The organism is Enterococcus sp. ZJ1622 (assembly GCF_011038845.1).
Classification (GTDB): domain Bacteria; phylum Bacillota; class Bacilli; order Lactobacillales; family Enterococcaceae; genus Enterococcus_B.
In genome coordinates this window covers 1-23844 of sequence record NZ_JAAKDW010000017.1, presented here as the reverse complement: position 1 = coordinate 23844, position 23844 = coordinate 1, and the positions used below count along the sequence as shown (strand labels likewise).

Sequence of the window (23844 nt, the reverse complement as noted above, 5' to 3'; positions counted from 1 at the left end):
TTATCATATTAGAATACAACTAGGAGGTGGACAGCAAGTGAATGAAAGAATCAGTTATCTCCTGAAAGCTTTTGCCGACAAAGAAGTAGCGATAACTACAGCTGCACGAATCATAGGACTGCCAAAAAAGGAGGCGATGGAGCAAGTACGACCTTTTACTGAATATATGGATCAAGAAAAAATCTATGTGAGAAATGTCCGTCCGTTTGAATGGGCAGAACAGGTTTCAGGTATTTCACATGCTGAAATCGTCTATACAGAAAAAGAACGAAGAGCACTCATATATTTGTTGGTTTATTCCAAAGCTGAAACACTTTCTGTTTTTCATTTCCAAGACTTTCTGAAAGTATCAAAAGGCACAATTCTAACGGATATCAAAAAAATCAGACAAGAGATCGCTTCAGAAGAGCTTCACCTGGATTACACGAGAAGATCCGGGTTCGTACTGAAAGGCTCAGAGTTTGCCCTACGGAGAAAAGCAAAAAATCTAGTGGCTCATCTGATGCAGACACGTAATGGAAGATTCGGATTAGCATTTTGGACAGCGACGATCGCTCTGGATTGCTACGCAGAAACAAGAGAGATTCTCGGCTTGGCACTTGATGGTTCCGATCTGCAATTTGCACCAAACCGAGTAGATGAACTGGCTTATTTCCTGGCAATGACCAAGAAGCGGATCGCAACGATTCCCTTGGAAGAAATAGAAAATCCGGCATTGCTCGCTTCATTGAATGTCTCAGCGCTCAGCAGATCTGTTTTAACTCCTCTGATGGAAGAAAAACTATCTGAGACAGAGATCCTCTTTTTCGCTCTATGTCTAGCGACGGTGGTCCAAGGGGATATACGGGACAGTTCTCTGGACTTTTTACTTGATCGTTCTTCAGAAGTGATCCATCGAATGGAATCGCTGATGGCAGTGGAATTCGAATCTTTTCGAGAATTATTGACAAATTTCTTTTATCATCTAGTTCCCGCGTATTTCAGGATCTCTTATTCATTTGATTTACCTAATGTGATGATCACACAGATCAAACAGCAGTATGCTTCGATCTTTGAATTGACTAAAAAAGCGTTGCTTCCTCTAGAAGAATGTATAGGAAAGAGTATCCCAGAAGAAGAAGTCGGTTATTTCACGATTTTATTTGGCGGAGAAATCCGTAAAGCCCAAAGTCAGACCACGCAAAAAAAGGTCAAAGCCATCATCGTCTGTCCAAGTGGGGTCAGTTCTTCAGTGATTTTAAAAAATGAACTGCAGCAGTTGTTCCCGACGATCCTCTTTACAGAAACCAACTCTGTGGACCGACTGCATGAAATCGAAGAAACCAGCTATGATATCATCTTCTCGACCGTTCCGATCACCCTTAGCGATCAAAGAAAGTCTCTTTATCTTTTGCGACCGATCATGAGTGACTTGGAAAAGAACCGATTGATCAATCAAGTCCAGAGAGATTGGCTGATCCCCGGATTCTCACTCCCTCCAGCCAATGAATTAGTAAAGGCTTTACTGCCATATATCGAATTCAAAGAAGGCGTCGATGAACAAAAGCTCTACCAAGTATTGAATCGCAAAATGAACAAATTACTCGAAAAAAAGGAGGACTGTCGCCCTATGTTATCTGAATTATTATCTGAAGAAATGATCCAACTGACCGATCATCTGCCTAACTGGGAAGAAGCCATTACAAAAGCGGCACAGCCATTGCTTCTTACCTATAAAATCGAAGAATCCTATGTCCAAGCAATGATCGAACGAGTCAAACAGTATGGTGCTTTTATCCATATTGGCGACCATATCGCCTTGCCTCATGCTCGGCCGGAAGATGGCGTAAAGGAAGTCGGGATGTCATTATTGAAATTGAATGAGCCCGTCGATCTAGCCGATGATCCAAAACACCCGATCAGCTTGTTCATTTGTTTGGCGGCTATCGATAATGAAGCGCATTTGCGTGCCTTAGCCAATCTGACCAGATTGCTTTCTCGTAAAGAAAACCTTCAAGCTTTATTAGCTGCACAGAACAAACAGGAGATTCTAGAAATCATCAAAAAAGGAGACGAATAACATGAAAATCTTAGCAGTATGTCAAAGTGGACTAGGAACAAGTTTTATGGTGGAAATGAATATCAAACAGGCATTAGCCGATACAGGAGCAGATCTAGAACGATTCGAAGTCAGCCATACGGATGTAGGAAGTGTCTCAAGTGACATGGCCGATTACTTTTTCATCGAACATTCCTTAAAAGACACGTTGACTGCGATACCTGAAGAAAAACTCATTTTGCTTCAGTCGATCATCGATAGTGAAGAAGTCAAAGAGAAAGTAGAACAGATCATTGCTGAAAACTAATCACTCAAGGAGGAATCTCAATGGATAAGTTACTCAATTTATTTGTTTCGATCGTCAGCCAGCCCTCCATTCTCGTTTCGCTGATTGCGCTATTAGGGTTGGTTTTGCAAAAGAAAAAGCTTTCTGAAGTCATCCAAGGAACAATCAAGACATTTGTCGGTTTCCTCGTACTGATCGGCGGGGCAGTATTGATCAGCAACTCACTGACCCCTTTTGCATCTATGTTCCAAACGGCGCTCCATACACAAGGAGTCGTACCGAGCAATGAAGCAGTGGTCGCGATCGCTTTGCAAAAATTCGGTACGCCCACTGCGCTGATCATGCTAGTTGGGATGATCGTGAACATCTTGCTTGCTCGTTTTACCCGCTATAAATTCATTTTTTTAACAGGGCAGGCAATGCTTTACGTCTCATGTCTAACAGCTGTGATCCTTGTAAGTGCCGGATTTGAGCCTGATCTTTGGATGATTTTGTTAGGCGGGATCTTCGAAGGAACATTGCTGACCATCACTCCAGCACTTTGTCAGCCATTTATGAAAAATATCACTGGGAATGACCAAGTCGCGCTAGGGCATACAGGAAATATCGGGTATGCTTCAAGCGGATGGATCGGAAAGTTTTTCGGCAATAAAGAGCATTCGACAGAAACGATCCGTATCCCGAAAAGCTTTAGTTTTTTGCGAGATTCAACAGTTTCCATCATGCTATTGATGTCGATCGTCTATGTCGCCTTAGCCTTGCTAGCAGGACCTGGATTTGTTGAAAGTGAATTGAGCAATGGCGATAACGCAGTGATTTTTGCTTTGATCCAGGCTGGAACATTTACCGCTGGATTCGTCATCGTCCTTCAAGGCGTACGAATGGTATTAGCCGAGATTGTCCCTGCCTTCCAAGGGATCGCGAAGAAGCTAGTGCCAAATTCAAAACCAGCGTTAGACGTTCCGATCGTCTTTCCATATGCGCCAAATGCTGTATTGATCGGCTTTTTTGTCAGCTTTCTAGTAGGGACGCTATCGATGCTTGCGATGATCGGATTGAAAACGACAGTGATCATTCCAGGTGTAGTCGGACATTTCTTTTGCGGAGCGGCCTCCGGGGTTTTCGGCAATTCGACTGGCGGACGAAGAGGGGCGATCTTAGGTTCAGCATTCAATGGCTTGCTGATCAGCTGGCTACCGTTATTCATTTTACCAGTGCTCGGTGATTTGCAGATTGCTTCTTCTACCTTTGCAGATACAGATTATCTGGTCCCTGGTCTGCTATTAGGAAAATTAGGGGAATACGGACAGCTAGCACTTGTAGTCGGGATCATCGGATTCTTTTTGCTTGTTGTGTTATCTAGCTTCTTTTTTACCGATAAAAGCACAAACGTAGTTCCTAAAGAACAGAATTAAGCGAGCTTTAAGATAAAAAACTGCTTGGACAATAAGGTTGTGACAGAAGTGGTCAGTTTCAATAAATAAGAAGAAATTTTCACAAGTTTTTTCTTAATACTCGAAACTAATCGGAATTTTCACAACCTAATGCCACAAGCAGTTTTTCTTCTATATCTATACGTTTGTTTTTGATTTGCTTTCTAAGATAAGCGCTTGTTTTTCTAGAAGAGGGTAGATTCTGCCGTTCATCATCACTGTTCCACCTGATCGATCGGAAGTAATCACGATCTTGCCTTTTAACTAAACTCAATCAAGAGAAGAAGAAAAAAGTTCATGGCACAATATAGGAGATAAGTTGCTATAAATAGATGTTTTAGTAATGGCCGTTTCCATTTGTGACTTCTCTTCATTTGATAAATACTCACTAGTAAGCATACAGTGATGATAGATACGCTGATCTTTCTAATTTGGAAGATTAGCGTCCATAGGTGGGAATCCATTGTCAATTGGACACGTGGCAGAAAAAAATAGAGTACAGTCAAAAAGACATAGTTTATCCAAGATGAACCACTGGACTTATTCTTCATAATATTCACTTCCCAACTAGAAAGAGAGGAGGGGAAGACGGTGGGACAAATTTGGGTAAGACTTCTAACTGATCGTGTAGTCGGACAAACAGATCTTCTTGCATTGTTCTCTGAATACTTATCGAAACATATGATCGTCATTTTAGCAGGGATATTCATTATTGTCATACTTGCCTTGATGCTAGGGAAAAAAATGACGACAAATCCAAGCGCAAAGAGACCTGTGTCCAAGAATCAAAGTAAACAAAGTCAATATAAACGCTATAAATAATTCGTATGAAGAGTATCACGAGACGTTTTATCAAATTCAATATGAGGTGTAAATGAATGTATGTAGAAATTGTTTCTGCCTTTTTGAACAGTCGTTTAGTTGCCCAAATCGATGCCAATTTATATTTCTTTCATTTTATTATTATGTACTTGCTTCGTTATGGGCTTTCAATCTTTTTTGCTATCTATTTGTTCGTTGTTATCGTGAAACGCTTGATCGAGTACTTATCGGGAGGCGGTCACCGACGCAATAGACGAAGATTCAAAAAGCAATTATCTGCCTCGTATAAAAAACAGCAGGAGACAATCAGAGAGAATTATGAAAAAGGGATTACGGATACAGATGAATTAAAGAAAAATGTCTACACTAAAACGAAATAAAAATTGCTGCGAGGTGCATAGCATTGATCCCGTTCCACAGTATAGAAGAATTATTTTCTGTCAATCTCTGCTTTTTTGACTTGTTCGATGAAGCACTTTTTCTTTATTTCGTCCATAAAGATGGCAAGATGCTCTATGATCCTGTCTCAAGATTTTTGTGCAGTACACAAGGAGAAAGGGTGATCGTTGTCGCATGGGAATCGCCATCGTAAATGAAGATATCTTAGGGTTGGGGGCAATCGGTTTCTTATTATGGATACTGATCTTTTGTTTAATTTTATACTCATTGATCAAGCGACCGAAACCTGTATATAGTTTCGATAAAAAGAAGACAGCAAGTATTTGGCCACTGGTTTTAGCATTGATTTTCCTTCTGATTTTAGCTGCTTACATGGGATTGATCATTTATAACATAGCTGTCTTGCGCTTTTAAGAAAGAAAATTATCTATAAAAAAATATAATAGTAACTATAACTATTATTATATTGATGAATGACAAGTAGGGCGATATAATTTTCATGAAAATAACAATAAACGATGAAAAGGAGCTGTTTATTCATGAAAAAAACAAGTCGTAAAGTTGTCATCGTCGGAACTGGCTTCGTCGGAACAAGTATCGCGTACGCAATGATCAACCAAGGGATTTCTAATGAATTAGTTTTGATCGATGTGAATCAGGAAAAAGCAGAAGGAGAAGCATTAGACCTTCTAGATGGTATGGCTTGGGGCGATGAGAATGTCGCTGTCTGGTCTGGTGGTTATGAAGAATGTAAAGATGCAGATCTAGTAGTGATTACTGCTGGGATCAACCAGAAACCAGGACAATCTCGCTTGGATCTCGTTAAAACAAATGCGTCAATCATGCGCCAAATCGTCAAAGAAATCATGGGTTCCGGTTTTGACGGAGTTATAGTCGTAGCATCAAACCCTGTAGATATTTTAACGTATATCGCTTGGAATGAATCTGGATTACCAACTTCTCGCGTGATCGGAACTGGAACAACATTAGATACAACAAGATTCCGTAAAGAAATCGCTTTGAAACTGAAAGTCGATCCACGAAGCGTCCACGGGTATATTCTAGGAGAACATGGGGATTCAGAAGTCGCTGCATGGTCACACACAACAGTCGGCGGAAAACCAATCCTTGAGATCGTAGAAAAAGATCACCGAATCGCACAAGACGAATTAGATGTCATTGCAGATAAAGTACGTAATGCTGCATATGAAATCATCGATCGCAAAAAAGCGACTTATTATGGTATCGGTATGAGTACAGCTCGTATCGTAAAAGCAATCTTGAACAACGAACAAGCCGTATTGCCTGTTTCCGCTTACTTAACGGGTGAATACGGTGAAGAGGATATATTTACTGGTGTACCGTCAATCGTTGACGAAAATGGCGTACGCGAAGTTGTTGAATTATCTATCAACGAACCAGAAAAAGAAATGTTCGAACGTTCAGTAAGTGAATTGAGAAATGTTTTAAATACTGTATTATAAACCATTATAAATGGAAGCAAGTCAGCAACAGCTCAAAACGTTTTTAGGCACGTTTTGAGCTGTTTTTGTATGAAATTCGATAGCGATCAATATAGCAATCTAAATATGGACTATAGACTAAAAATTCATTCTAGGATACGATTTACATCATTTTTCAAGAAATCCCACAGAGTCCTTATAAAAAGAAATCTGGCAAATAAGCATAAATTTTACAACACGAAGTGAAATCTACGTCAAAAATTGCAGAGAAACCTGCAAAATAATTTTAAAATTTTGCACGAGTCGAAAAAAGCAAAAATTGGAGTGAAATTCAGTTTGATTGTGGTTTGATAGTATTCTGGTTCTCTTTGAATCTACTTTGTATAATATATATTATGTAAACTAAACTATATAAAAAATAAACCGATGATCAAATAAATGATCCATAGCCCTATTCCACCTCTTTTAAACGGTATCAAAATAGATTTTGCAACATTTTTGATACTTTGCGTACTTTTAGTCATTTGTTTATGCTTAAGCATTGATTATTTGCAGCGATTGATCCGTTTGTCATATTGTAGCGGCTATCCAGATCGATTTTGTGATTGATTTGTCCGAAATGCATTCTGTGAAGACAAATTGCTGAAGAAATCTGAGGATTGCTATGGGAATCGGTCGGATAGATCGCTTGACCATAATAAAAAGCGGGAAGCAAATCCCGCTTTTTAAACATGTTATCTATATTTAACCAAAGTATTGGTGGAATGTTTGGGTGATCACTGGTAAAAAGTAAATGATGACCATAGCAGCGATGACCATAATCAGTTGTTTTCGTTGTTTTTTTCGTTTCAAGATACTAGTTGTCTTATGGAAAAAATAAGTCGCGCTTTTGGCGCCAGCTGTCAATGTAGATAAAACTAGCGTAGGCGAATATGCTGTCGGATCATGCGTCAGAGACAACAGTTTTGTTCCATAATCTGGATATTTTAAAAACGCCTGATACAGTGCAACGATCGTGATCGCGCCCATGAGATAATTTAAAAATGAATGAACTTTCTTCAACTATAAAACTCCTTGCTGCTTGTCAAAATGTCCAGCTTATTAGCTGGAAAAAGTATACGGCTTGCTACCTCTTTTAAAGACTAGTTTATTGTTTTTTTGTGATTATTATTTTAACTTTTCGGAATAAATAATCTGATATTCTATTTATTTTTCTCGATTTTCATTCTCCGGTGTTTCTGGTTTGTTCTCAGCTTTCTCAGCTGCTGGTTTATCCATCCACGGAAAATAAAATCCGATCGTTAAATCTTCTTTCAAAACAAGCACAGCATCGAACTTGCCCTTTTTCCCGGTGAATCCTTTCACCACTTTGCTTGTTTTTCCTTTGGACAACAGCTCTCTGAGATTGGTTTTTGTCAGCTTTTTCTTTGCCACAGTCGGCCAAAGTTTAAAATCACACGCAGGGTTCGTGCAAGTTGCCACTTTAGGATATAGCATGACTATCCCCTTCTTGCATTTAGGACACTGCCCGAGCTGATCGTTTTTCTTTTCCATCGCCTTTATCTGCCGTGTACCGCTGATTTCTGCTGATAGATCAGCTTTCGCGATTTGTTCTGGTACGGAATCAAGTAAGTGCCGTATGAACTTCTTGATGTTCTCTAAGAAAACTTCCGGTGTCCCCTCTTGGTTTCCGATTTTCTTCAAGTACCCTTCCCAACGTGCTGTCATTTCCGCACTCGTCAATAAAGGTTCTCCAGCGACAGCTTTACATAGCGTGATTCCTTTAGGCGTCACTGCGATCTCATTTTTCTTTACTTCGATATAATGCTTTTGTTTGAGATTCTCGATGATATTCGCCCGTGTCGCTTCCGTGCCGATCCCTTCCACTTCTTTCAGGATCTCTTGTGCTTCATCATCATCCAGTGTTTTTCCTGCTGTTTTCATCGCAGTGATCAATGTCCCTTCATTATAGGGTTTAGGCGGCTGTGTTTCCTTCGCTACGCATTTCAAATCGACTTCAACCGGCTCGTTCGCATTGATTTCTGGAAGTTCTTGGCTTTCTTTTTTCTTGTTTTTTGTGACTAGTATTGCCTGCCAGCCTTGTTTGACAGGGATCTTCCCGATGCTTTTCAGGCGCAGTTGTTCGACGCCTGTGAGGACAGTAGTTTCTTCGTATACGTAATTCGAAGCAAACATAGCGATCGTCGTCCGTACTACTTGCAGGTAAATGGCCTGCTGCAGTCTTGAAAGCTTTGCGAATCGCTCTTTAGTCGGAATCGTTTTAGTTGGAATGATCGCATGATGTTCTTGTACTTTAGACGCATCTACATAGCGTTTCTTAGCATATGTCTCTGGTGTTTCGACTGTATCAATGCCTAAAAAATTTTTATATTTCTGCAGGTTTTTCACTAGATACTGGTGCTCGTTTTCCGTGATATATGTCGTGTCAGTACGCGGGTAACTCAAGAATTTGCTTTCATATAATCCTTGTACTGCATCTAGAGTCGCTTTCGCACTTGCTTTCATCAGCTGGTTCATTTTTGACTGCAAACCTGATAGCGAAAATAAACGCGGACTGCGTAACTGCTTCTCTTTTTTTGACACTTCAAGGATACGTCCTTCTTGTTTTCCTAAATGCGCCCCAAGCTTTTCGATTTCTGTCGTCAGTTCTTCGGCTGTTTTAAATGATCTTTTCGGATCTAGCTTACCTGTGAACTGTCCCTTCTCACTAATGATCAACCCTTCTCCATCGAAATAAGGTTCTTTTTTGAAATTTCGAATCTCTTCTTGGAGCCGATAGATCATATATAATGTCGGCGTTTGGACACGTCCAAGAGAAAAACTGCCATCAATGCCTTTTTTCTGCAGCAATAAACTGTACAGTGGACTGCCATTCATTCCGATCAACCAATCTGCGTTTTGTCTGGCTTGCGCTTCTTTGTACTTTGGAAAATAGCTTTCGCCCGGCCGAAGATTTTTGAATCCTTGATAGATTGCTTCTTTTTCTAAAGAATTGATCCATAACCGCTGATAGTTCTTGTTTTTCGAGAAAGCTTTCGCTTGTTTGATGATCGACCAAGCGATCGCCTCTCCTTCTCTGTCGCCATCCGTTGCAATGATGATCGTGTTTGCTGACTGCAACTCTCTTTTGACGATCGAAAACTGCGCACGTTTTTCTGCTGGCACCTCATAGCGGAACGTCTCCGGGAAAATCGGCAAATTTTCTAAAGACCATTTGCCCCAACGTTCGTCATAGACCCCTGGAGGAACCATATCCACTAAATGGCCAAATCCGTAAGTGATCGTTACTTCACCTGTGAATAACGGATCGCTGATTTCATAATAGCCTTCATGGCGTTTTCGATGCTGGAATGTCTCAGCATAGGCTTTTGCCTGAGAAGGTTTTTCAGCTAAGATGACTGTCTTCATTTCTTTTCCTCCGTGAACGTTTTTTGCAGACTTCTCTATTATGGAACATATTTTCGCATCTGGCAATAAAAAATCGCTCGAGAAGGGCCGGTCGAAAATGATCTCTATGATAGCAGCTATTCTCAGCAAAATACAAAAAAACATCGAGCCATCCATCTGGTTTCCCATTCATGACTTGATGTTTTTTTCATACATTCGTTCATTTCGTCTTCACGCGCAGTTAAGTTGCCAGTTCACACCAAATTGGTCTGTCACCATTCCATAAAGTTTGGCCCACGGAACAGCATCTAGATCCATGTTGATCGTCCCATTCTCAGAGAGTTTCTTAAATAGTCGCGTCGTTTCTTCTGTATCTGTCTGTATCACTAGAGAGACGTTATTCCCAACGATCAATTCAGGAGCGACACCTTCAGGATTATCCGCAAACATGACACGCGTTCCGTAAATCGTCATCCGTGCATTGATGATCATCTGTCTTACCTCATCCGTCAAGTTCATTTCTTCCATACCCGGCATTTCGCCATAGGTAGAGATCTCCGTTGCCTTTGTTTCGAAAACTTCTTCATAAAAAGCGATAGCTGACCGTGCCTCAGATTTGAAATTCAAATAAATATCCAACCGAAACAGCTCCTTTCTTGTATACAAGCTACCATAAGAAAGCGCTATTTACTATTATATCGATTTGAAAGCACAAGAATTCTTTCATTACACAAAAAAGCCAAGAGATAGGACCAGACAGATCGTCTCTTGGCTTTTGCTTACTTATTCAAAAATTCATCGATCGCCGATTGGTTCATCTGATTGTCGATCGAAAGTATGCTTCCAGCATAATCGCTTTGTCCGTAGTTCCACGATCCTTCTACCGGCACGCTCAATCGATCGATACCTGCTGCGCCTCTGGCAATAGAGAAAAGATTTTTAGCTAGGAAAAGCGAAGTGACGTCAGTTGACGTATACCCAAGGGCTTTCCCTGCAGCATACGGTGCGCGGATCAAGTTCAGCGGATTCTTGAGCTGGCTGAAAATCGCGTTCATCACTTGCTGCTGCCGTCTGACACGACCAAAGTCACCTTCTTCGTCCATTCGAAAACGTGCATATTGCAAAAGAACATGTCCGTCCATTCTTTGCGTGCCTTTCTTGATATCGACACCATCGAGGTTCAGATCTTTCTCTGCATCGATCTTCACTCCGTTCATAAACAAGGCATCGATCACTTTTTCAAAAGAATGGAAATCTACTTTCGCATAATACTGACAGTCGATTCCGAAGTTTTCCGATAATGTTTGCCGTACCAGATCGGCTCCTCCATAAGCATAAGCAGAATTGATCTTGTTTTGACCGACACCAGGAATCGTCACAAAACTATCTCTCATGAAAGAGATCAGCTTAGGCTTGTGCGAGGGACCGTCCAGCTGCAAGACCATGATCGTATCTGCACGTCCTGCATCTTCTCCTCGGGTATCACTCCCTAAAATCAATACATTGTGCGCACCATTTGATGCTTTGACACCATTGAATGTTTCAACTGTTGCCGGTGTCAAACTCGAATCATGCTCTGCCACAAATTTCCCGACGAAAAAAGAAATCGCTGAATAGGCTATCAGGAAGAACAAGATGCCGAAAATGATCCTCTTCCAAGAACGCCTCTTTCTTGGTTGCTTGATCTTTGGTGCTCTTTTCCTGAAAAATCCCTTTTTTCTTGTTTGTATATCTTCTAGTGGTCTATTCGCATAGGCTCTTTGCTGATCATCTGACCATTGTCCTTCATCATGGAAATCATCTGAAGTTTGCTGATGATTTTGATAAATCCGCGTGGCGTCTTCTCGTCGCAACTGCTCTTCCTTGCGTTCTTGGCGTTCCCGCCTTGCGAAGAAACTGCTAGGAGCGCGTTTTAGAGGCTTCGCCTTTTTATGGATGTCCTTATAACGATCCATCCGACTCATCTTGGTTCCTCCTCCATTTATACTGATAAGTAAAGGATACGATAACTCTTTGCCAAATACATCGAAATTATCCATAATTTAATAAAAAATAACGAAATATATCCCTATTTACCGATCAGAGGCGACGTGAGGAGCCGAATGATTTCTTCCGTGATCTTTTCAGGCGTTTTCCCATCCGTCACTAGCCTATAAGAAGCTACTTCCTGATAAAGTGGATAACGTCTCTGGTACAACGAAGCAAGTGAATCGATAGTTTGTTCGGTAGCAAGAGGTCGAACTGTTTTTTGATCAGCAAGCAATCGACGATAAGTTTCTTCCATCGCGGTTTCTAAAAACACGACCTGTTTCTCCTCGGCCAGTATTCTTCGATTTTCCTTCCGTGTGATGATCCCTCCGCCTGTCGCGATGATTTTTGGAGAGGGATCAGTTAGTACTTGGGCTAATAATTCTGTCTCTTTTTCTCGGAAGCATTCTTCACCATAATCATTGAAGTAGTTCCCTACAGTCGTTTGGTACTGCTCTTCAAAATGATGATCTAAATCAATTGCCTGCATACCTGTCTTTTTTGCTAATAGATTTCCGACAGTTGTTTTCCCTGTTCCCATAAAACCGATCAGCACGATCGACTGATCTATTTTTATCTCACTCATTTCCATTCTCTCCTGTCAGCTTTGCCAGATCCTTGAAGAAGTTAGGATAAGAAATCGCAATCGCGTCTGCCTCATCAAGAATCACTGTCCCGTCTTTCACAAGCAAAGCAGCAATCGCCAGCATCATTCCGATACGGTGGTCACCGTGGCTAGAGACTTGTGTTGGGGTATCAGCTCTAAGCGGAGTAGGGCCGTGGATGATCAGACCATCAGCAGTAGGCTGGATATCCGCACCTAGCTTACTTAATTCTTCTGCTACTGCATCGATCCGATTTGTTTCCTTCACCTTCAATTCTTCCGCATCGAAAATTCGAGTCGTCCCTTCTGCTTGCGTAGCTAGCAGAGCGATGATTGGCAATTCGTCTATCAAACGAGGGATAATCACTCCGCCAATCTCTGTACCGACTAACTCAGAGGCTTTTATCTGCAAGGTCGCAGACTGGTTCTCTTCATCTACATCCAGCTGACTGATTCGTCCATTCATCTGATGGACCACATCTAGCAGTCCAGTACGAGTGGGATTGATCCCCACGTTCGACAAGATGATCTCACTTTTTTCGCATAAGAGCGCCGCGGCGATGAAGAATGCAGCAGAAGAAATATCTCCAGGGACATTGACTTCGCTTCCTTTTAGTCGTTGTCCACCTGATAAGGAGATTCTCTTTCCTGCTTGCTCGATTTGTCCGCCAAATTGTCGGATCATCTGCTCCGTGTGATTCCTCGAAGGAGTTTTTTCGATGATCGTTGTCGTTCCCTTTGCTTGGAGTGCGGCAAATAGAATAGCCGACTTTACTTGTGCACTAGCAACAGGCATCTCGTAGTCGATCGCTTTCAGCGCTTTGACCGGTTTGATCACAAGAGGAAGTAGGCCTTGACTGCCTTTTCCAGAGATATCCGCGTTCATCTTTCGTAAAGGAGTGATGATCCTATCCATCGGTCTGCGACTCAATGAACGGTCGCCGATCAACGTTGTCTCAAATGAAGCGCCTGCTAATATCCCAGAAATCAAGCGCACAGTCGTTCCCGAATTTTCCGCGTCTAAAGGTCGATCTGACACGTGTAGACCTTCGATTCCTTTGCCATGTACGATGAGTGCATCTTCTGTTTTCTCTTCGATCGCTACACCTAGCTGACGAAATAGCTGTAAGGTAGACAGACAGTCCTGAGCGCGGAGGAAATGTCGAATGGTCGTCGTCCCATGACTGATTGCTCCGAACATCAGACTTCTATGAGAGATCGATTTGTCTGACGGAACCTGTAGAACGCCATAAAGCGCCTGTTGATTTGTCTTTAATTGCATTTGTCTCCTCCATTTTCTATTAAAAACAAGCCTGTTCATCCATCAATAACTGATCAATCGTTTTCGATAGGCGGCTACAGCTTCTTTTAAGCCGTCCATCGTATCGCTGTAGAATTGATCTAGAAAAGCTTTTGCCAACTCTGTAGCAACCACACTTTCACAGATCACGCTTGCAGCTGGAACTGCGGTAGTGTCGGAACGTTCGACGCTTGCACGATAGACTTCTTTTGTCCGGATGTCGACACTTTGCAGTGGTTTGTATAGCGTAGGTATCGGCTTCATGACACCTTGGATGATCAGTGTCTCGCCGTTAGTCATCCCACCTTCAAAACCGCCCAAGTTATCCGAGCGTCTTGTATAACCTTTATTCTTCTCCCATAGGATCTCATCCATCACTTTGGAGCCAGGAAGATTCGCCATCTCAAATCCGAGACCGAACTGTACACCTTTGAACGCATTGATGCTCATCACTGCCTGTGCGATATTTCCATCAAGCTTTCGATCCCATTGGACGTAACTCCCTAACCCTGCCGGAACATTTGCGACTAAGACCTCTACGATTCCGCCTAGCGTATCTCCAGCGGCTTTTGCTTCGTCGATCCGAGTCTTCATTTCCCGGTCTATTTCCCGGTCTGCTACACGCAAATCAGACGCGTCTGCCGCTTCTTGGATTTTTCGGATCGGCATCTCCTCAGGTAACTGGCAGTTCACTCCACCTAACCCTAAGACATGGCCCACGATCGTTACATCAAGTTCTTTCAGTATTTTTTTCGAAATCGCTCCGATTGCTACGCGTATCGCTGTCTCTCTAGCAGAAGAGCGTTCCAAGACATTTCGAAGATCATCATGTCCATATTTCATTCCGCCGACTAAATCTGCATGTCCCGGTCTCGGACGAGTCACTTGACGCAATGTTTCGTTTTTCTTGTCAGTTCTTTGAGGAGACATCACAGTCTGCCAGTTTTTCCAATCACGGTTTTCGATGATCAGTGTCACAGGAGAACCTAACGTATACCCGTGACGCACACCAGAAGTGATTCTGATTTGGTCCTTCTCGATTTTCATTCGGCCGCCACGGCCATAACCGATTTGACGTTTAGCTAGCTCCAGATTGATCTCTTCAGCGGATAAAGAAAGTCCTGCTGGCAGTCCCTCGATGATCGCCGTTAATTCAGGACCATGTGATTCGCCTGCTGTTAAAAATCGCATCTCATTTTTCCTCCTTCTTAAGATAGTCATGCAGTTTCGTGACTGGTGTAGGAGAAAGAAAAGCTTCTCCGATTTGTTTCAATAAAACAAGGTTGATTTTCTTTCCCCGTGCTTTTTTATCGTGCGTGATCGCTTCGAAAAGCACATCTTCCGGCCAATATGTCGTCTCGACAGGCAAGTCGAATTTTCTGACCATTTCATCTAACGCTTGTGTGATCCCTTTTGGTGACAATCCTTTATTTTCAGCGATCCTGCTGATTTGGATCATCCCGATCGAAACTGCTTCACCATGGGTCACTACTCCATAGCCAGCTGTTTTTTCTACCGCATGACCAATCGTATGACCAAAATTCAAGATCAGACGTTGGCCATGATCGAATTCATCTGCTTCGACCACTGCCTTCTTGATAGCCAAACAAGCATGGATGACCTTTTCTGCTTCTTTTCTCACCGCTTCTTTGTTCGGTAGTGTGGTCAAAAGATCCCAGAGCTGTTTGTCCGCGATGGCTGCATATTTGATTACTTCTGCGATTCCTTCGCTCACACGTCGGTCCTCCAAAGTCCCTAGCGTATCAGGATCGATCAAGACCCCATCCGGTTGCCAAAAAGCTCCAATGATATTTTTAGCATAATTCGTGTTCACTGCTGTTTTCCCGCCTATACTACTGTCTACTTGGGCAAGGAGTGTCGTCGGAATCTGCAGAAAATGGATGCCTCGCATGAAAGTTGCAGCGACAAAACCAGCCAGATCCCCAACAACACCTCCTCCAAGAGCAAGTATACCGTCACTTCGGGTAAATTGATTTGCGGTAAGCAATTGATAGATTTTTTCTGCGTTTTCTAAAGATTTACTGGCTTCTCCGGCCTCAATGACTGCTTTTATCACAATAAACCCCTGTGCTTCCAACTGATCCACGACCATGTTTCCATACAATCCATCGACTGTGTCATCTGTCACTACACAAACCTGCTGTGGCGTCCATAAGCCGGCAACCCATTGTCCAACCGTTGCCAAGGCCCCTTTCTTCACGATGATTTCGTACGAATGATGAGGCAATTCCACATATATACTCATTTTACTTCCTCCTTTCTATTTCGCTTCATCTGCCACAGGATCAGTGATTCAACTGACGGATTTCTTTCATTGTTTTTTCTAAAAGATGAACTTCTTCCATCATCTTCATGTATGTTTTCTCGTTTAATGACTGTGGTCCGTCCGACCATGCGTTGACCGGGTCAGGGTGAATCTCAACGATCATGCCGTCCGCTCCTGCTGCAACGCCTGCTCGTGCCATAGGCGGCACAAGATCCCAGACACCTGTACCATGGCTAGGGTCTACAATAATTGGAAAATGGCTTAACTTCTTGATGATCGGCACTGCACTCAGATCGAATGTATTTCGAGTCGCTGTCTCATATGTGCGGATACCACGTTCGATGAAAATGATTTTATCGTTGTTTTGCACGGCGATGTATTCGGCAGCATTCAGCCATTCATTGATCGTCCCTGCGATCCCTCTCTTCAATCCAATTGGCATCCCTGTTTTTCCGACTGCTTCTAACAAACGGAAATTCTGCATATTCCGCGCACCGATTTGTAAAATATCACTATAATGCGCCACCATGTCGATATGTGCTTCGTCCATCACTTCTGTAATCACTTGCATATCCAGTTCATCCGCTGCTTGCCGGATATATTTCAACCCTTCTTCTTCCAAACCTTGAAAGGCATAGGGTGATGTTCTTGGTTTGAAGGCCCCACCACGCAAGATTTTTGCCCCTCCAGCTTTTGCTATACGTGCTGTCTCGCGGATCTGATCTAGTCCTTCGATCGAACAGGGACCTGCCATAGTGACGAAATTCCCATCGCCGATCTTGACGCCGTTGACATCGACTATTGTATCTTGTGGGTGAAACTCGCGAGACGTTAATTTATAGGTATTCGTGATGCGCACCACTTCTTCTACTCCTGCATACCGCTGGAAAGCGACATCCTGGATTTTATGTGTGTCTCCGACTAGACCGACGATTGGCTGGTTGTTTCCGCCTTTGTTCATCTGTACCGCAAGCCCTTCTTCTTCTGCACGGGTGACGACTTGTGCGATTTGCTCCGGTGTTGCTTGTTGTTCCATTATAATAATCATTGTTTTTCCCCTTTTATTCGAATAATCTTTGGATGAGCGCAATCGGCATTTCTTCTTGCGTCCACAATTCAAAAGCGATCGCTCCTTGATAAACAAGCATGCCGAGGCCATTATAAGCGACTGCTCCTGCTTGCTTTGCTTCAGCCAGCAATCGTGTTTCTCTTGGTGAATAGATGAGATCTACGACTACCAAGTTTTCGTTTAAGGGCACGGAAGCCGGCAGTGGTGATTGCCCCGTCTTCTTCCCCATCCCGATATCTGTGGCGTTCACTAGTAGATCACTTTCGTCGATAGATGCTGCCATTTTGTCCTCATCTGCATAATCATAGACAACAATTTCACATTTCGTCTGTCTTTGAATAGAGGCAAAAAAAGCTTTGGCAGCTGCAAAAGTTTCGTTCTTTCGCTTATAGACAGTGATTTTTGCTGCACCATCCAAAGCTGCTTGGACCGCTATTGCTTTTGCCGCGCCTCCAGCTCCTAACAGAACTACTTTCTGCCGTTCGATTGTAAAGCCTTTTTCCTTCAAAAAGCGCATAAAGCCCATGCCATCTGTATTGTAACCAATTAGTTTGTTCTCTTTGTTCACGACTGTATTCACTGCACCGATCAGCTCAGCTTCTCGGCTGACTGCATCAAGATAAGGTAAAACAGCGGTCTTGTTCGGCATCGAAAGATTGACACCGATCATCTCTAACAAACGAATGCTTTCGATCGCTTGCTTCAAATTCGTCTGATCCACTTCAAAAGCTAAGTAGGCGGCGTCGATGCCACATGCATCAAATGCGGTGTTGTGCATAAGCGGTGATAAGCTATGTCTAGCAGGCGATGCGAATAATCCTGCTAATCTTGTTTTTCCAGTAATCATTGTGGAGCCTCCTTCATAAACAGAAAAAACCACTTAGTGTCAACATACAAAAAAGTATGAAACATCTACGTGGCAAAATAATCCATCCTTCCGCCACTTCTCATAAACTGCACGGGCAGCCAAAGAGCGAAAGAATTTAGATTCGATTGTGAAATAACTGACTTTATCATTTGAAAAAACGCCCAAACTATTTTAGATTGACCTAAGTATAGGACGAATCAAAGGAAGTTGTCAATTTATTTTTGGAAACAATGTGTACTTTGTAGCAAACTTTTGGATCAGTCAACGATTTCTTCAAAAAACTGCAGAAGATCTGTCATAGAAAGTCGATGTTTTTCTTCGTTCGACAAATCCTGGACAATCTTCCCCTTTTGTAAAACGATCAGCCGATTTCCGTAATTCAATGCATCTTCCATTCGGTGGGTGATCATCAGACAAGTCAGGTTTTGTTCAGTGATACGCTGGTTCGTCAACTGCATCAGTGATTTAGCCGTTTTAGGGTCTAATGCCGCAGTATGTTCATCCAATAAAAGCAGTTCCGGCGCTTTGATCGTTGCCATCAATAAGCTAAGTGCTTGTCGCTGACCACCTGACAATTCGCCAGCAGGAGTATCCAAGTGCTGTTCCAGACCATTCCCGACTTCTTTACATAAGTGATAGAACTGTTCTCGCTGCTTTTTCAGATTGCGTAAGCGAAGAGGGCGTTTTTGTCCTCGCTTTTGTGCGAGCAGCAGATTTTCAGCAACAGTCATTCTTGGTGCCGTCCCCATTTTAGGATCTTGGAAGACCCGGGAAAGAAAAGCCGCTCTCTTTTCTTCTGAATCTTTTGTGATCGGCTGATCTTTAAAATATACGGAGCCTGATGTGAGCTGAAGTGTCCCTGCGATAGTATTGAATAGCGTGCTTTTCCCAGCACCATTCCCCCCAAGAACGGTAATGAAGTCTCCTTGATTGATCGTGAGATTGATTTGATCTAGCAAGACCTTTTCTTCATTCATTCCGTTATTCACGACTTTTCTGCCGTTTTTGATCGTGATTATTGTGGTCATTTGTCACGCCTCCTTTTCAAATCCGGTTTTTAATTTCAATGCTTGTTTTACCTGAGGGATCATCAGACAGATCGCAAGAATGATGGCTGAGAAAAGCTTCAGGTAAGTGGTGTCAAATCCTAATTTGATGACAACTAGAATCAGCAGCTGATAAATGATGCTGCCGACAACGATCGCGATAAGACGCTCTGGTAAAGTCAATTCTTGGAAAATAACTTCTCCGATAATGATCGAAGCTAACCCGATGACGATCACACCTATCCCTTTATTGACGTCAGCGTAACCATCGTTTTGAGCAATCAGCGCACCCGATAAAGCAATGACGCCATTTGATAAAGTCAGCCCTAGTATTTTCATTCGGTCAGTCTTGATTCCTAATGAACGTGCCATCGTTTCATTGTCGCCTGTCGCGATATAGCCTTGCCCTAATTCTGTATTGAAGAAAAACAGTAAGACGGCAATCAGAATCCCTAACGCGATCAATCCCAAAAGCACGGTATCAAAATAATCAGGCAGTCCAAGTTTACTGAAGCTATCTTGCAGAATCGGTGCATTCAATAACGACAGATTTGGCGTTTTCATAACAAAAAGGATCACTGAGTTCAATCCAGACATGACGAGAATACCGGCAAGGATCACTGGGATCTTTCCTTTCGTATAAAGAAGACCAGTCACCAAACCCGCGACCATCCCAGCTAAAACCCCTAATATCGTGGCAAGGATCGGTGCGATCCCGTGTGTAATTGCGGTTACGCATACCGCAGCTCCTAATGGAAAGGAGCCTTCTGTGGTCATGTCAGGGAAATCCAGGATTCGATAAGTCATAAAGATCCCTAGACCCAGAATGGCCCAAAGCATCCCTTGTGAAATCGCTGATACAATCATTTGCTTTCCTCCTTTGTCGATTCTTTCGTTGTTTCATCTGTAAGGATCTTTGCTTTATCCTTGAGTGTTTCAGGAACAGTGATCCCCAGAAGATCCGCCTGCTTCTGATTGATGATCGTGTCACCCTGATCAAAAGTAAATACAGGTGTCGTTTCTGGTTTCTCTTTTCCCGATGCAATGGAGGCAGCCATTTTCCCGCTTTGCACACCTAGTTGGTATTGATTGATCCCGATCGTTGCCAATCCACCCTGTTCGACCATCGTATCGACCGAAGGAATAACGGGAATCCCTGCTTTATTCGCTTCTTTCACTACTGTCTGCATGGCATTGGCGATCGTGTTGTCTAGAGGGATATAAATAAAATCGACATCTTGGCTCATCACTTGTACAGTCTGTGCGATCTCATTCGTTGAAGGGACTGCATATTTCGCTGAAGAAAGTCCTTCTTTTTTCGCTGCTTCTTCTGCCTGACTGACTTGATATTTGGAATTATCTTCCGATGAAGCATATAAGATCCCTGCTTTTTTCGCATTTGGCAGCAGTTGGGTAGCTAAATGGATCTGTGCAGCCACTGGCGGTTGATCTGAAACACCAGTAATATTCCCGCCTGGTTTATCTAGAGAAGCAACTAAGCCCGCACCGACTGGATCAGTCACGGCGCCTAGTACGATAGGAATCGATGTTGTCGAATTCGCAAGAGATTGTGCAGCAGGTGTAGCGATCCCTATCAGAGCATCGGGATTAGCTTGGACGAGCTGCTGGCTCATGGTTGCTAGCTTGCTTTGGTCTGCTTGCCCATTTTGGAATTTGATTTCCAGATTTTTCCCTTCTTCCAGCCCTTCTTCTTTCAGTCCGGCTTTGATCCCTCGATAGATTTCATCTAACGCAGGATGACTGACGTATTGCAAGACACCGATGACTGTCGTCTGGCTTGCTCCTTTCTCGTTTGGATCCGCAGATTTTTCGGTTGTTTTTTCATAGATGAATGTACCTGCCAGATAAATAAATAACAAGGCAACTACGGTGATCAATCGTTTATTTTTCATATTTTCCTCCTAGTAGGTTGGTAGATTAGTAAATTCATGGTCAGCTGTTCAGTTTTCGGCTATCTATCAGAACGAACTCAAGAAAAAAAGACAATTGCACGCGGCAATTGTCTTTTACACACAAAAAACCGCATAGAGTTGATCTATGCGGTAGTCAAATGTCCTTGTCTAGCATAGATACAAATTTTAGATTTGTACTCTAAAAAGTTGTATCTATGGGGAAAGTTCGCCATCAATACAACTTATCTACGCCAGCTGCGCCAATTTTTTTTACTTCCTGCTGAGAATGTCGATAAGTTCATTGTGGATCACCCTTTCCTTAATAATTACGTTTAGTGTAATAGAATTTCGCTGATTCGTCAATCATAATTTTATTTGTATGTGTCTGTAATTTTCCCAGAAGCTCTTTTCTCTTGATAAAATTAAAATAAGATTAAAACACCTCCGCGCATGCGCTTTGTGTTAAATGTTATTTTATTTATTTTTTGTATCGTTTTTGTTGTTTTCTTCCCCCTTACTTTAACACATCTAGCTATTTTTTCAAGAATTAAGTTACAAAAAATTTTTCGTAAATTGTTTATTTTAATATGAAAATACTCTCCATTAATTCTTGTAAAAAATAAAAAAACAGGGTAAACTTATTTTGATAAAATTAAAATAAGTTTTAGACTAATCACAGTACACAATTAGTCTATCTAGCTCTTTGTGTTCTTTACAAAGAGGCTTTTTTTATTTGCCTTTACACCAGTCCAATCGCTGTTTAGTGAGATTGGAAGGTTTTGAATAATTAATTGTATAGTTTTTTACACTGTCTACTTTTTCCCCTTCATCATCAAAAAAGTGATTAGGACGATTTCCTAGCTCTGCTACTAATTGATCATCTAAGGCAAATGCTTCTTTCCACTTTTCCAAAAAGATTTCTTTCAATGTTCCATTTCGCTTCGTGGTCAATAACCATGCCATTGCTTCTAGCCCTCTTCCCCAGTATTTACTATTTCGTTTCATCCGGAAAGTTAAGATCCGATGAAGACTCTCCATAATTCCAATTCCTTGTTTTTCTCCAGATAGCTCTCGAATATGATATGGCTTAATAATTTTCCAATTCCTTCGTAAATACGCTCTTAACTTTTTGACATGAGTTTCTTGTTCTTCTGTCTCTGCATGTGATTCTAATGTATCTAATGCACATTGCAAATCTTTAGTAGAATAATTATTAATTGCTTTTTGAAATACAGGAATTAGTTCTGGAACAAAGACACGTTGTTCCAGCTTTAACGAAATATGGTAACGATCCAAAAAGTGTTCATGCCTTTTCACCACAGGCAAAAGACTTTTAAACGTCTTTTGGCTATAACCTTTTCCGCCATCTGAATTAGTTACAATGACGGTGTTTTTCAAATTATAAGTACGATACAAATAGTTTTCTAAATTATCCATTGTTTTCTTATGTCCTAAGCCAACAAATTGTTTCAAATTCCTGGTCTTTTTTCGTTGTCCATTAGTTTCTATTCCTTCATGAACAATGAAATGCGCCAGTTCTTTGTTTTTTCCATCTTTGCCACCAACAAATACACCATCTCCTTCAATATAGAGGTAGTCAACTTTATGAGTACCTTCTGTCCCATATTCTTCAAGATATCTTTCATGCTCTTTGTATTTCTTCCCGTATTCATGAACTACTTTCATTACAGTATCTTTTGAGGCAGTTATATTCGTTAAAGTTTCAATCAATTCTGAAGATTTTCGGTAAGAAGTTGCCATACTTAACTCTATAAGTGAATATTTTGTTCCCACTGAGTATCTTGTATAGCGTTCAATCCCTAATAACTCGTCGATAGGATAAACAATATGGCCATTTCTCTCAACTGGTGTACGTGTGTAAGTAAGTTCCCCAAATAAAAAGTAAACACTGCGTTCAGAACATTTTCCAAGTTCATATCCTTTTGCTTGATATTTTCGAAGCAGTTCAGATTCATACATTTTGATATATCGATTAAATAGATAATTCATTAACCTTGAACTAAGTTGCAATAATTGCTTCTCCTTTACAATAAAATCTGTTTCTGAAAAAAATATATTTTGTAAGTCTGGCAAAAAAGCAGCAAACATGTTGTCGTTCTTATCCTTTCTATTTTCGTTGATTATGTACGTGCCAGGTAAAATAAATCTGGCATTATTTTTTGTGCATTGTTTCAATGATTCTAAGTAATAATTGCGCGAGTTCTTCTGGTGTATGGTTCATAAGTAGTGTTTTCAATAGGTATTCTAATTGTTTGCGCTCGATTTGAGACAACTCAGACTGTGTCAAAACTTCGTTGATATGTTTTAAAAATATTTCATTTGTCACACGCTTGTTTACTTTCTACCTCGATTCTTTGGTATACTACCATCTGTTCCATACACAGATACAAAAAACTTCTCTTATCTGTCATAACTGCCGAATCAACGCTGTTAAAAATGCGGAAGCGTTTGGACGACCTTGTTGAGTGACGTAACCAGCTTGTATTGCTAGTTCATTTAATTTCTCACGATCAGAAGGATACAAAGAAAACATAAAATCTTCTTTTCGTTCTTTTTCTTGGTTCGCCATTTTTTTTATAACATTAGACGGTTGAACAATGTTTTTGGCTGTTTCTTGCTTTTTCGTAACAACTTTTTGTTGAATAGCTTCAAAGTGATTCATCATTTATTTTCCTTTCCCCGTAATATTATTTTAATCAATATATTCAAGTTTTAACAAGAATAATTTTTCCATAGGTATTTTCCATAGGTATTTTCCATAGGTATTTTCCATAGGTATTTTCCATAGGTATTTTCCATAGGTATTTTCCATAGGTATTTTCCATAGGTATTTTCCATAGGTATTTTCCATAGGTATTT

Annotated in this window: 22 protein-coding genes; 7 read left to right on the top strand and 15 right to left on the bottom strand. The window is 41.5% G+C overall.

The annotated features are described in order from the left end of the window. Positions 1–37 precede the first annotated feature (37 nt). From G7Y42_RS13195 to G7Y42_RS13165, 7 genes are all read left to right on the top strand, one after another. Positions 38–2059 (top strand): BglG family transcription antiterminator, encoded by a 2022-nt coding sequence (locus G7Y42_RS13195; protein WP_165006918.1) that lies wholly within the window; start codon positions 38–40, stop codon positions 2057–2059. 1 nt (position 2060) lies between these two features. After that, a complete protein-coding gene (locus G7Y42_RS13190; protein ID WP_165006915.1) occupies positions 2061–2345 on the top strand; it encodes a PTS sugar transporter subunit IIB in 285 nt (94 codons plus the stop codon). Positions 2346–2365: 20 nt separating this feature from the next. Continuing rightward, a complete protein-coding gene (locus G7Y42_RS13185; RefSeq protein WP_165006910.1) occupies positions 2366–3739 on the top strand; it encodes a PTS ascorbate transporter subunit IIC in 1374 nt (457 codons plus the stop codon). A 609-nt stretch (positions 3740–4348) separates the two neighbouring features. Further along, positions 4349–4579, top strand: a complete 231-nt coding sequence (locus tag G7Y42_RS13180; RefSeq protein ID WP_165006907.1) for a hypothetical protein — start codon at positions 4349–4351, stop codon at positions 4577–4579. A 56-nt stretch (positions 4580–4635) separates the two neighbouring features. Further along, positions 4636–4959 carry a hypothetical protein gene (locus G7Y42_RS13175; protein ID WP_165006904.1) on the top strand — a complete coding sequence of 108 codons (324 nt, stop codon included), beginning with the start codon at positions 4636–4638 and terminating at the stop codon, positions 4957–4959. A 193-nt stretch (positions 4960–5152) separates the two neighbouring features. Beyond that, positions 5153–5392, top strand: coding sequence for a hypothetical protein (locus G7Y42_RS13170; RefSeq protein WP_165006901.1), 240 nt, complete (start codon positions 5153–5155; stop codon positions 5390–5392). Positions 5393–5517: 125 nt separating this feature from the next. After that, a complete protein-coding gene (locus G7Y42_RS13165) occupies positions 5518–6462 on the top strand; it encodes an L-lactate dehydrogenase (RefSeq protein ID WP_165006897.1) in 945 nt (314 codons plus the stop codon). A 723-nt stretch (positions 6463–7185) separates the two neighbouring features. Here G7Y42_RS13165 and G7Y42_RS13160 read toward each other — a convergent pair. The 15 genes from G7Y42_RS13160 to G7Y42_RS13090 all read right to left on the bottom strand — a co-directional run bounded on the left by G7Y42_RS13160 (position 7186) and on the right by G7Y42_RS13090 (position 23647). Next, on the bottom strand, positions 7186–7470 hold the full coding sequence (locus G7Y42_RS13160; protein ID WP_206215465.1) for a hypothetical protein: 285 nt from the start codon (positions 7468–7470) through the stop codon (positions 7186–7188). 177 nt (positions 7471–7647) lie between these two features. Then, entirely contained in the window at positions 7648–9870 is a 2223-nt protein-coding gene (gene topB / locus G7Y42_RS13155; RefSeq protein WP_165006891.1) for a type IA DNA topoisomerase, read from the bottom strand. Between the two features lie 210 nt (positions 9871–10080). After that, entirely contained in the window at positions 10081–10488 is a 408-nt protein-coding gene (locus tag G7Y42_RS13150) for a VOC family protein (protein ID WP_165006888.1), read from the bottom strand. A 140-nt stretch (positions 10489–10628) separates the two neighbouring features. Next, a complete protein-coding gene (locus G7Y42_RS13145) occupies positions 10629–11813 on the bottom strand; it encodes an LCP family protein (RefSeq protein ID WP_165006884.1) in 1185 nt (394 codons plus the stop codon). A 104-nt stretch (positions 11814–11917) separates the two neighbouring features. After that, positions 11918–12463 (bottom strand): shikimate kinase, encoded by a 546-nt coding sequence (locus G7Y42_RS13140; protein ID WP_165006881.1) that lies wholly within the window; start codon positions 12461–12463, stop codon positions 11918–11920. Continuing rightward, positions 12456–13763: a 3-phosphoshikimate 1-carboxyvinyltransferase gene (gene aroA / locus G7Y42_RS13135; protein ID WP_165006878.1), complete on the bottom strand. Its 1308-nt coding sequence runs from the start codon at positions 13761–13763 to the stop codon at positions 12456–12458. Before aroA ends, G7Y42_RS13140 begins: the two co-directional genes overlap by 8 nt. 42 nt (positions 13764–13805) lie before the next feature. Further along, positions 13806–14972 (bottom strand): chorismate synthase, encoded by a 1167-nt coding sequence (gene aroC, locus G7Y42_RS13130; protein WP_165006874.1) that lies wholly within the window; start codon positions 14970–14972, stop codon positions 13806–13808. Position 14973: 1 nt separating this feature from the next. Then, a complete protein-coding gene (gene aroB / locus G7Y42_RS13125; RefSeq protein WP_165006871.1) occupies positions 14974–16047 on the bottom strand; it encodes a 3-dehydroquinate synthase in 1074 nt (357 codons plus the stop codon). Between the two features lie 40 nt (positions 16048–16087). Continuing rightward, positions 16088–17116 (bottom strand): 3-deoxy-7-phosphoheptulonate synthase, encoded by a 1029-nt coding sequence (aroF, locus tag G7Y42_RS13120; protein ID WP_165006868.1) that lies wholly within the window; start codon positions 17114–17116, stop codon positions 16088–16090. A gap of 13 nt (positions 17117–17129) precedes the next feature. After that, positions 17130–17984, bottom strand: a complete 855-nt coding sequence (locus G7Y42_RS13115; RefSeq protein WP_165006865.1) for a shikimate dehydrogenase — start codon at positions 17982–17984, stop codon at positions 17130–17132. A 278-nt stretch (positions 17985–18262) separates the two neighbouring features. Next, the gene (locus G7Y42_RS13110; protein WP_165006862.1) at positions 18263–19033 is read right to left on the bottom strand and encodes an ATP-binding cassette domain-containing protein; all 771 of its coding nucleotides are present in this window, start codon (positions 19031–19033) and stop codon (positions 18263–18265) included. A 3-nt stretch (positions 19034–19036) separates the two neighbouring features. After that, on the bottom strand, positions 19037–19918 hold the full coding sequence (locus tag G7Y42_RS13105; RefSeq protein ID WP_165006859.1) for an ABC transporter permease: 882 nt from the start codon (positions 19916–19918) through the stop codon (positions 19037–19039). Then, a complete protein-coding gene (gene trpX, locus G7Y42_RS13100; RefSeq protein ID WP_165006856.1) occupies positions 19915–20964 on the bottom strand; it encodes a tryptophan ABC transporter substrate-binding protein in 1050 nt (349 codons plus the stop codon). Before trpX ends, G7Y42_RS13105 begins: the two co-directional genes overlap by 4 nt. Positions 20965–21693: 729 nt before the next feature. Further along, positions 21694–23073, bottom strand: a complete 1380-nt coding sequence (locus G7Y42_RS13095; protein ID WP_165038297.1) for an ISLre2 family transposase — start codon at positions 23071–23073, stop codon at positions 21694–21696. 319 nt (positions 23074–23392) lie between these two features. Continuing rightward, positions 23393–23647, bottom strand: coding sequence for a hypothetical protein (locus tag G7Y42_RS13090; RefSeq protein ID WP_165007652.1), 255 nt, complete (start codon positions 23645–23647; stop codon positions 23393–23395). Positions 23648–23844: the final 197 nt, after the last annotated feature.

Coding starts and splice junctions, on each gene's coding strand:
- topB (WP_165006891.1), bottom strand. CDS start 9,870: ATGAAGACAGTCATCTTAGCTGAAAAACCTTCTCAGGCAAAAGCCTAT.
- aroB (WP_165006871.1), bottom strand. CDS start 16,047: ATGAGTATATATGTGGAATTGCCTCATCATTCGTACGAAATCATCGTG.
- G7Y42_RS13140 (WP_165006881.1), bottom strand. CDS start 12,463: ATGAGTGAGATAAAAATAGATCAGTCGATCGTGCTGATCGGTTTTATG.
- G7Y42_RS13105 (WP_165006859.1), bottom strand. CDS start 19,918: ATGATTGTATCAGCGATTTCACAAGGGATGCTTTGGGCCATTCTGGGT.
- G7Y42_RS13145 (WP_165006884.1), bottom strand. CDS start 11,813: ATGAGTCGGATGGATCGTTATAAGGACATCCATAAAAAGGCGAAGCCT.
- G7Y42_RS13175 (WP_165006904.1), top strand. CDS start 4,636: ATGTATGTAGAAATTGTTTCTGCCTTTTTGAACAGTCGTTTAGTTGCC.
- G7Y42_RS13090 (WP_165007652.1), bottom strand. CDS start 23,647: ATGAATCACTTTGAAGCTATTCAACAAAAAGTTGTTACGAAAAAGCAA.
- aroA (WP_165006878.1), bottom strand. CDS start 13,763: ATGCAATTAAAGACAAATCAACAGGCGCTTTATGGCGTTCTACAGGTT.
- G7Y42_RS13110 (WP_165006862.1), bottom strand. CDS start 19,033: ATGACCACAATAATCACGATCAAAAACGGCAGAAAAGTCGTGAATAAC.
- aroF (WP_165006868.1), bottom strand. CDS start 17,116: ATGATTATTATAATGGAACAACAAGCAACACCGGAGCAAATCGCACAA.
- trpX (WP_165006856.1), bottom strand. CDS start 20,964: ATGAAAAATAAACGATTGATCACCGTAGTTGCCTTGTTATTTATTTAT.
- G7Y42_RS13165 (WP_165006897.1), top strand. CDS start 5,518: ATGAAAAAAACAAGTCGTAAAGTTGTCATCGTCGGAACTGGCTTCGTC.
- aroC (WP_165006874.1), bottom strand. CDS start 14,972: ATGCGATTTTTAACAGCAGGCGAATCACATGGTCCTGAATTAACGGCG.
- G7Y42_RS13095 (WP_165038297.1), bottom strand. CDS start 23,073: ATGTTTGCTGCTTTTTTGCCAGACTTACAAAATATATTTTTTTCAGAA.
- G7Y42_RS13115 (WP_165006865.1), bottom strand. CDS start 17,984: ATGATTACTGGAAAAACAAGATTAGCAGGATTATTCGCATCGCCTGCT.
- G7Y42_RS13185 (WP_165006910.1), top strand. CDS start 2,366: ATGGATAAGTTACTCAATTTATTTGTTTCGATCGTCAGCCAGCCCTCC.
- G7Y42_RS13160 (WP_206215465.1), bottom strand. CDS start 7,470: ATGGGCGCGATCACGATCGTTGCACTGTATCAGGCGTTTTTAAAATAT.
- G7Y42_RS13190 (WP_165006915.1), top strand. CDS start 2,061: ATGAAAATCTTAGCAGTATGTCAAAGTGGACTAGGAACAAGTTTTATG.
- G7Y42_RS13170 (WP_165006901.1), top strand. CDS start 5,153: ATGGGAATCGCCATCGTAAATGAAGATATCTTAGGGTTGGGGGCAATC.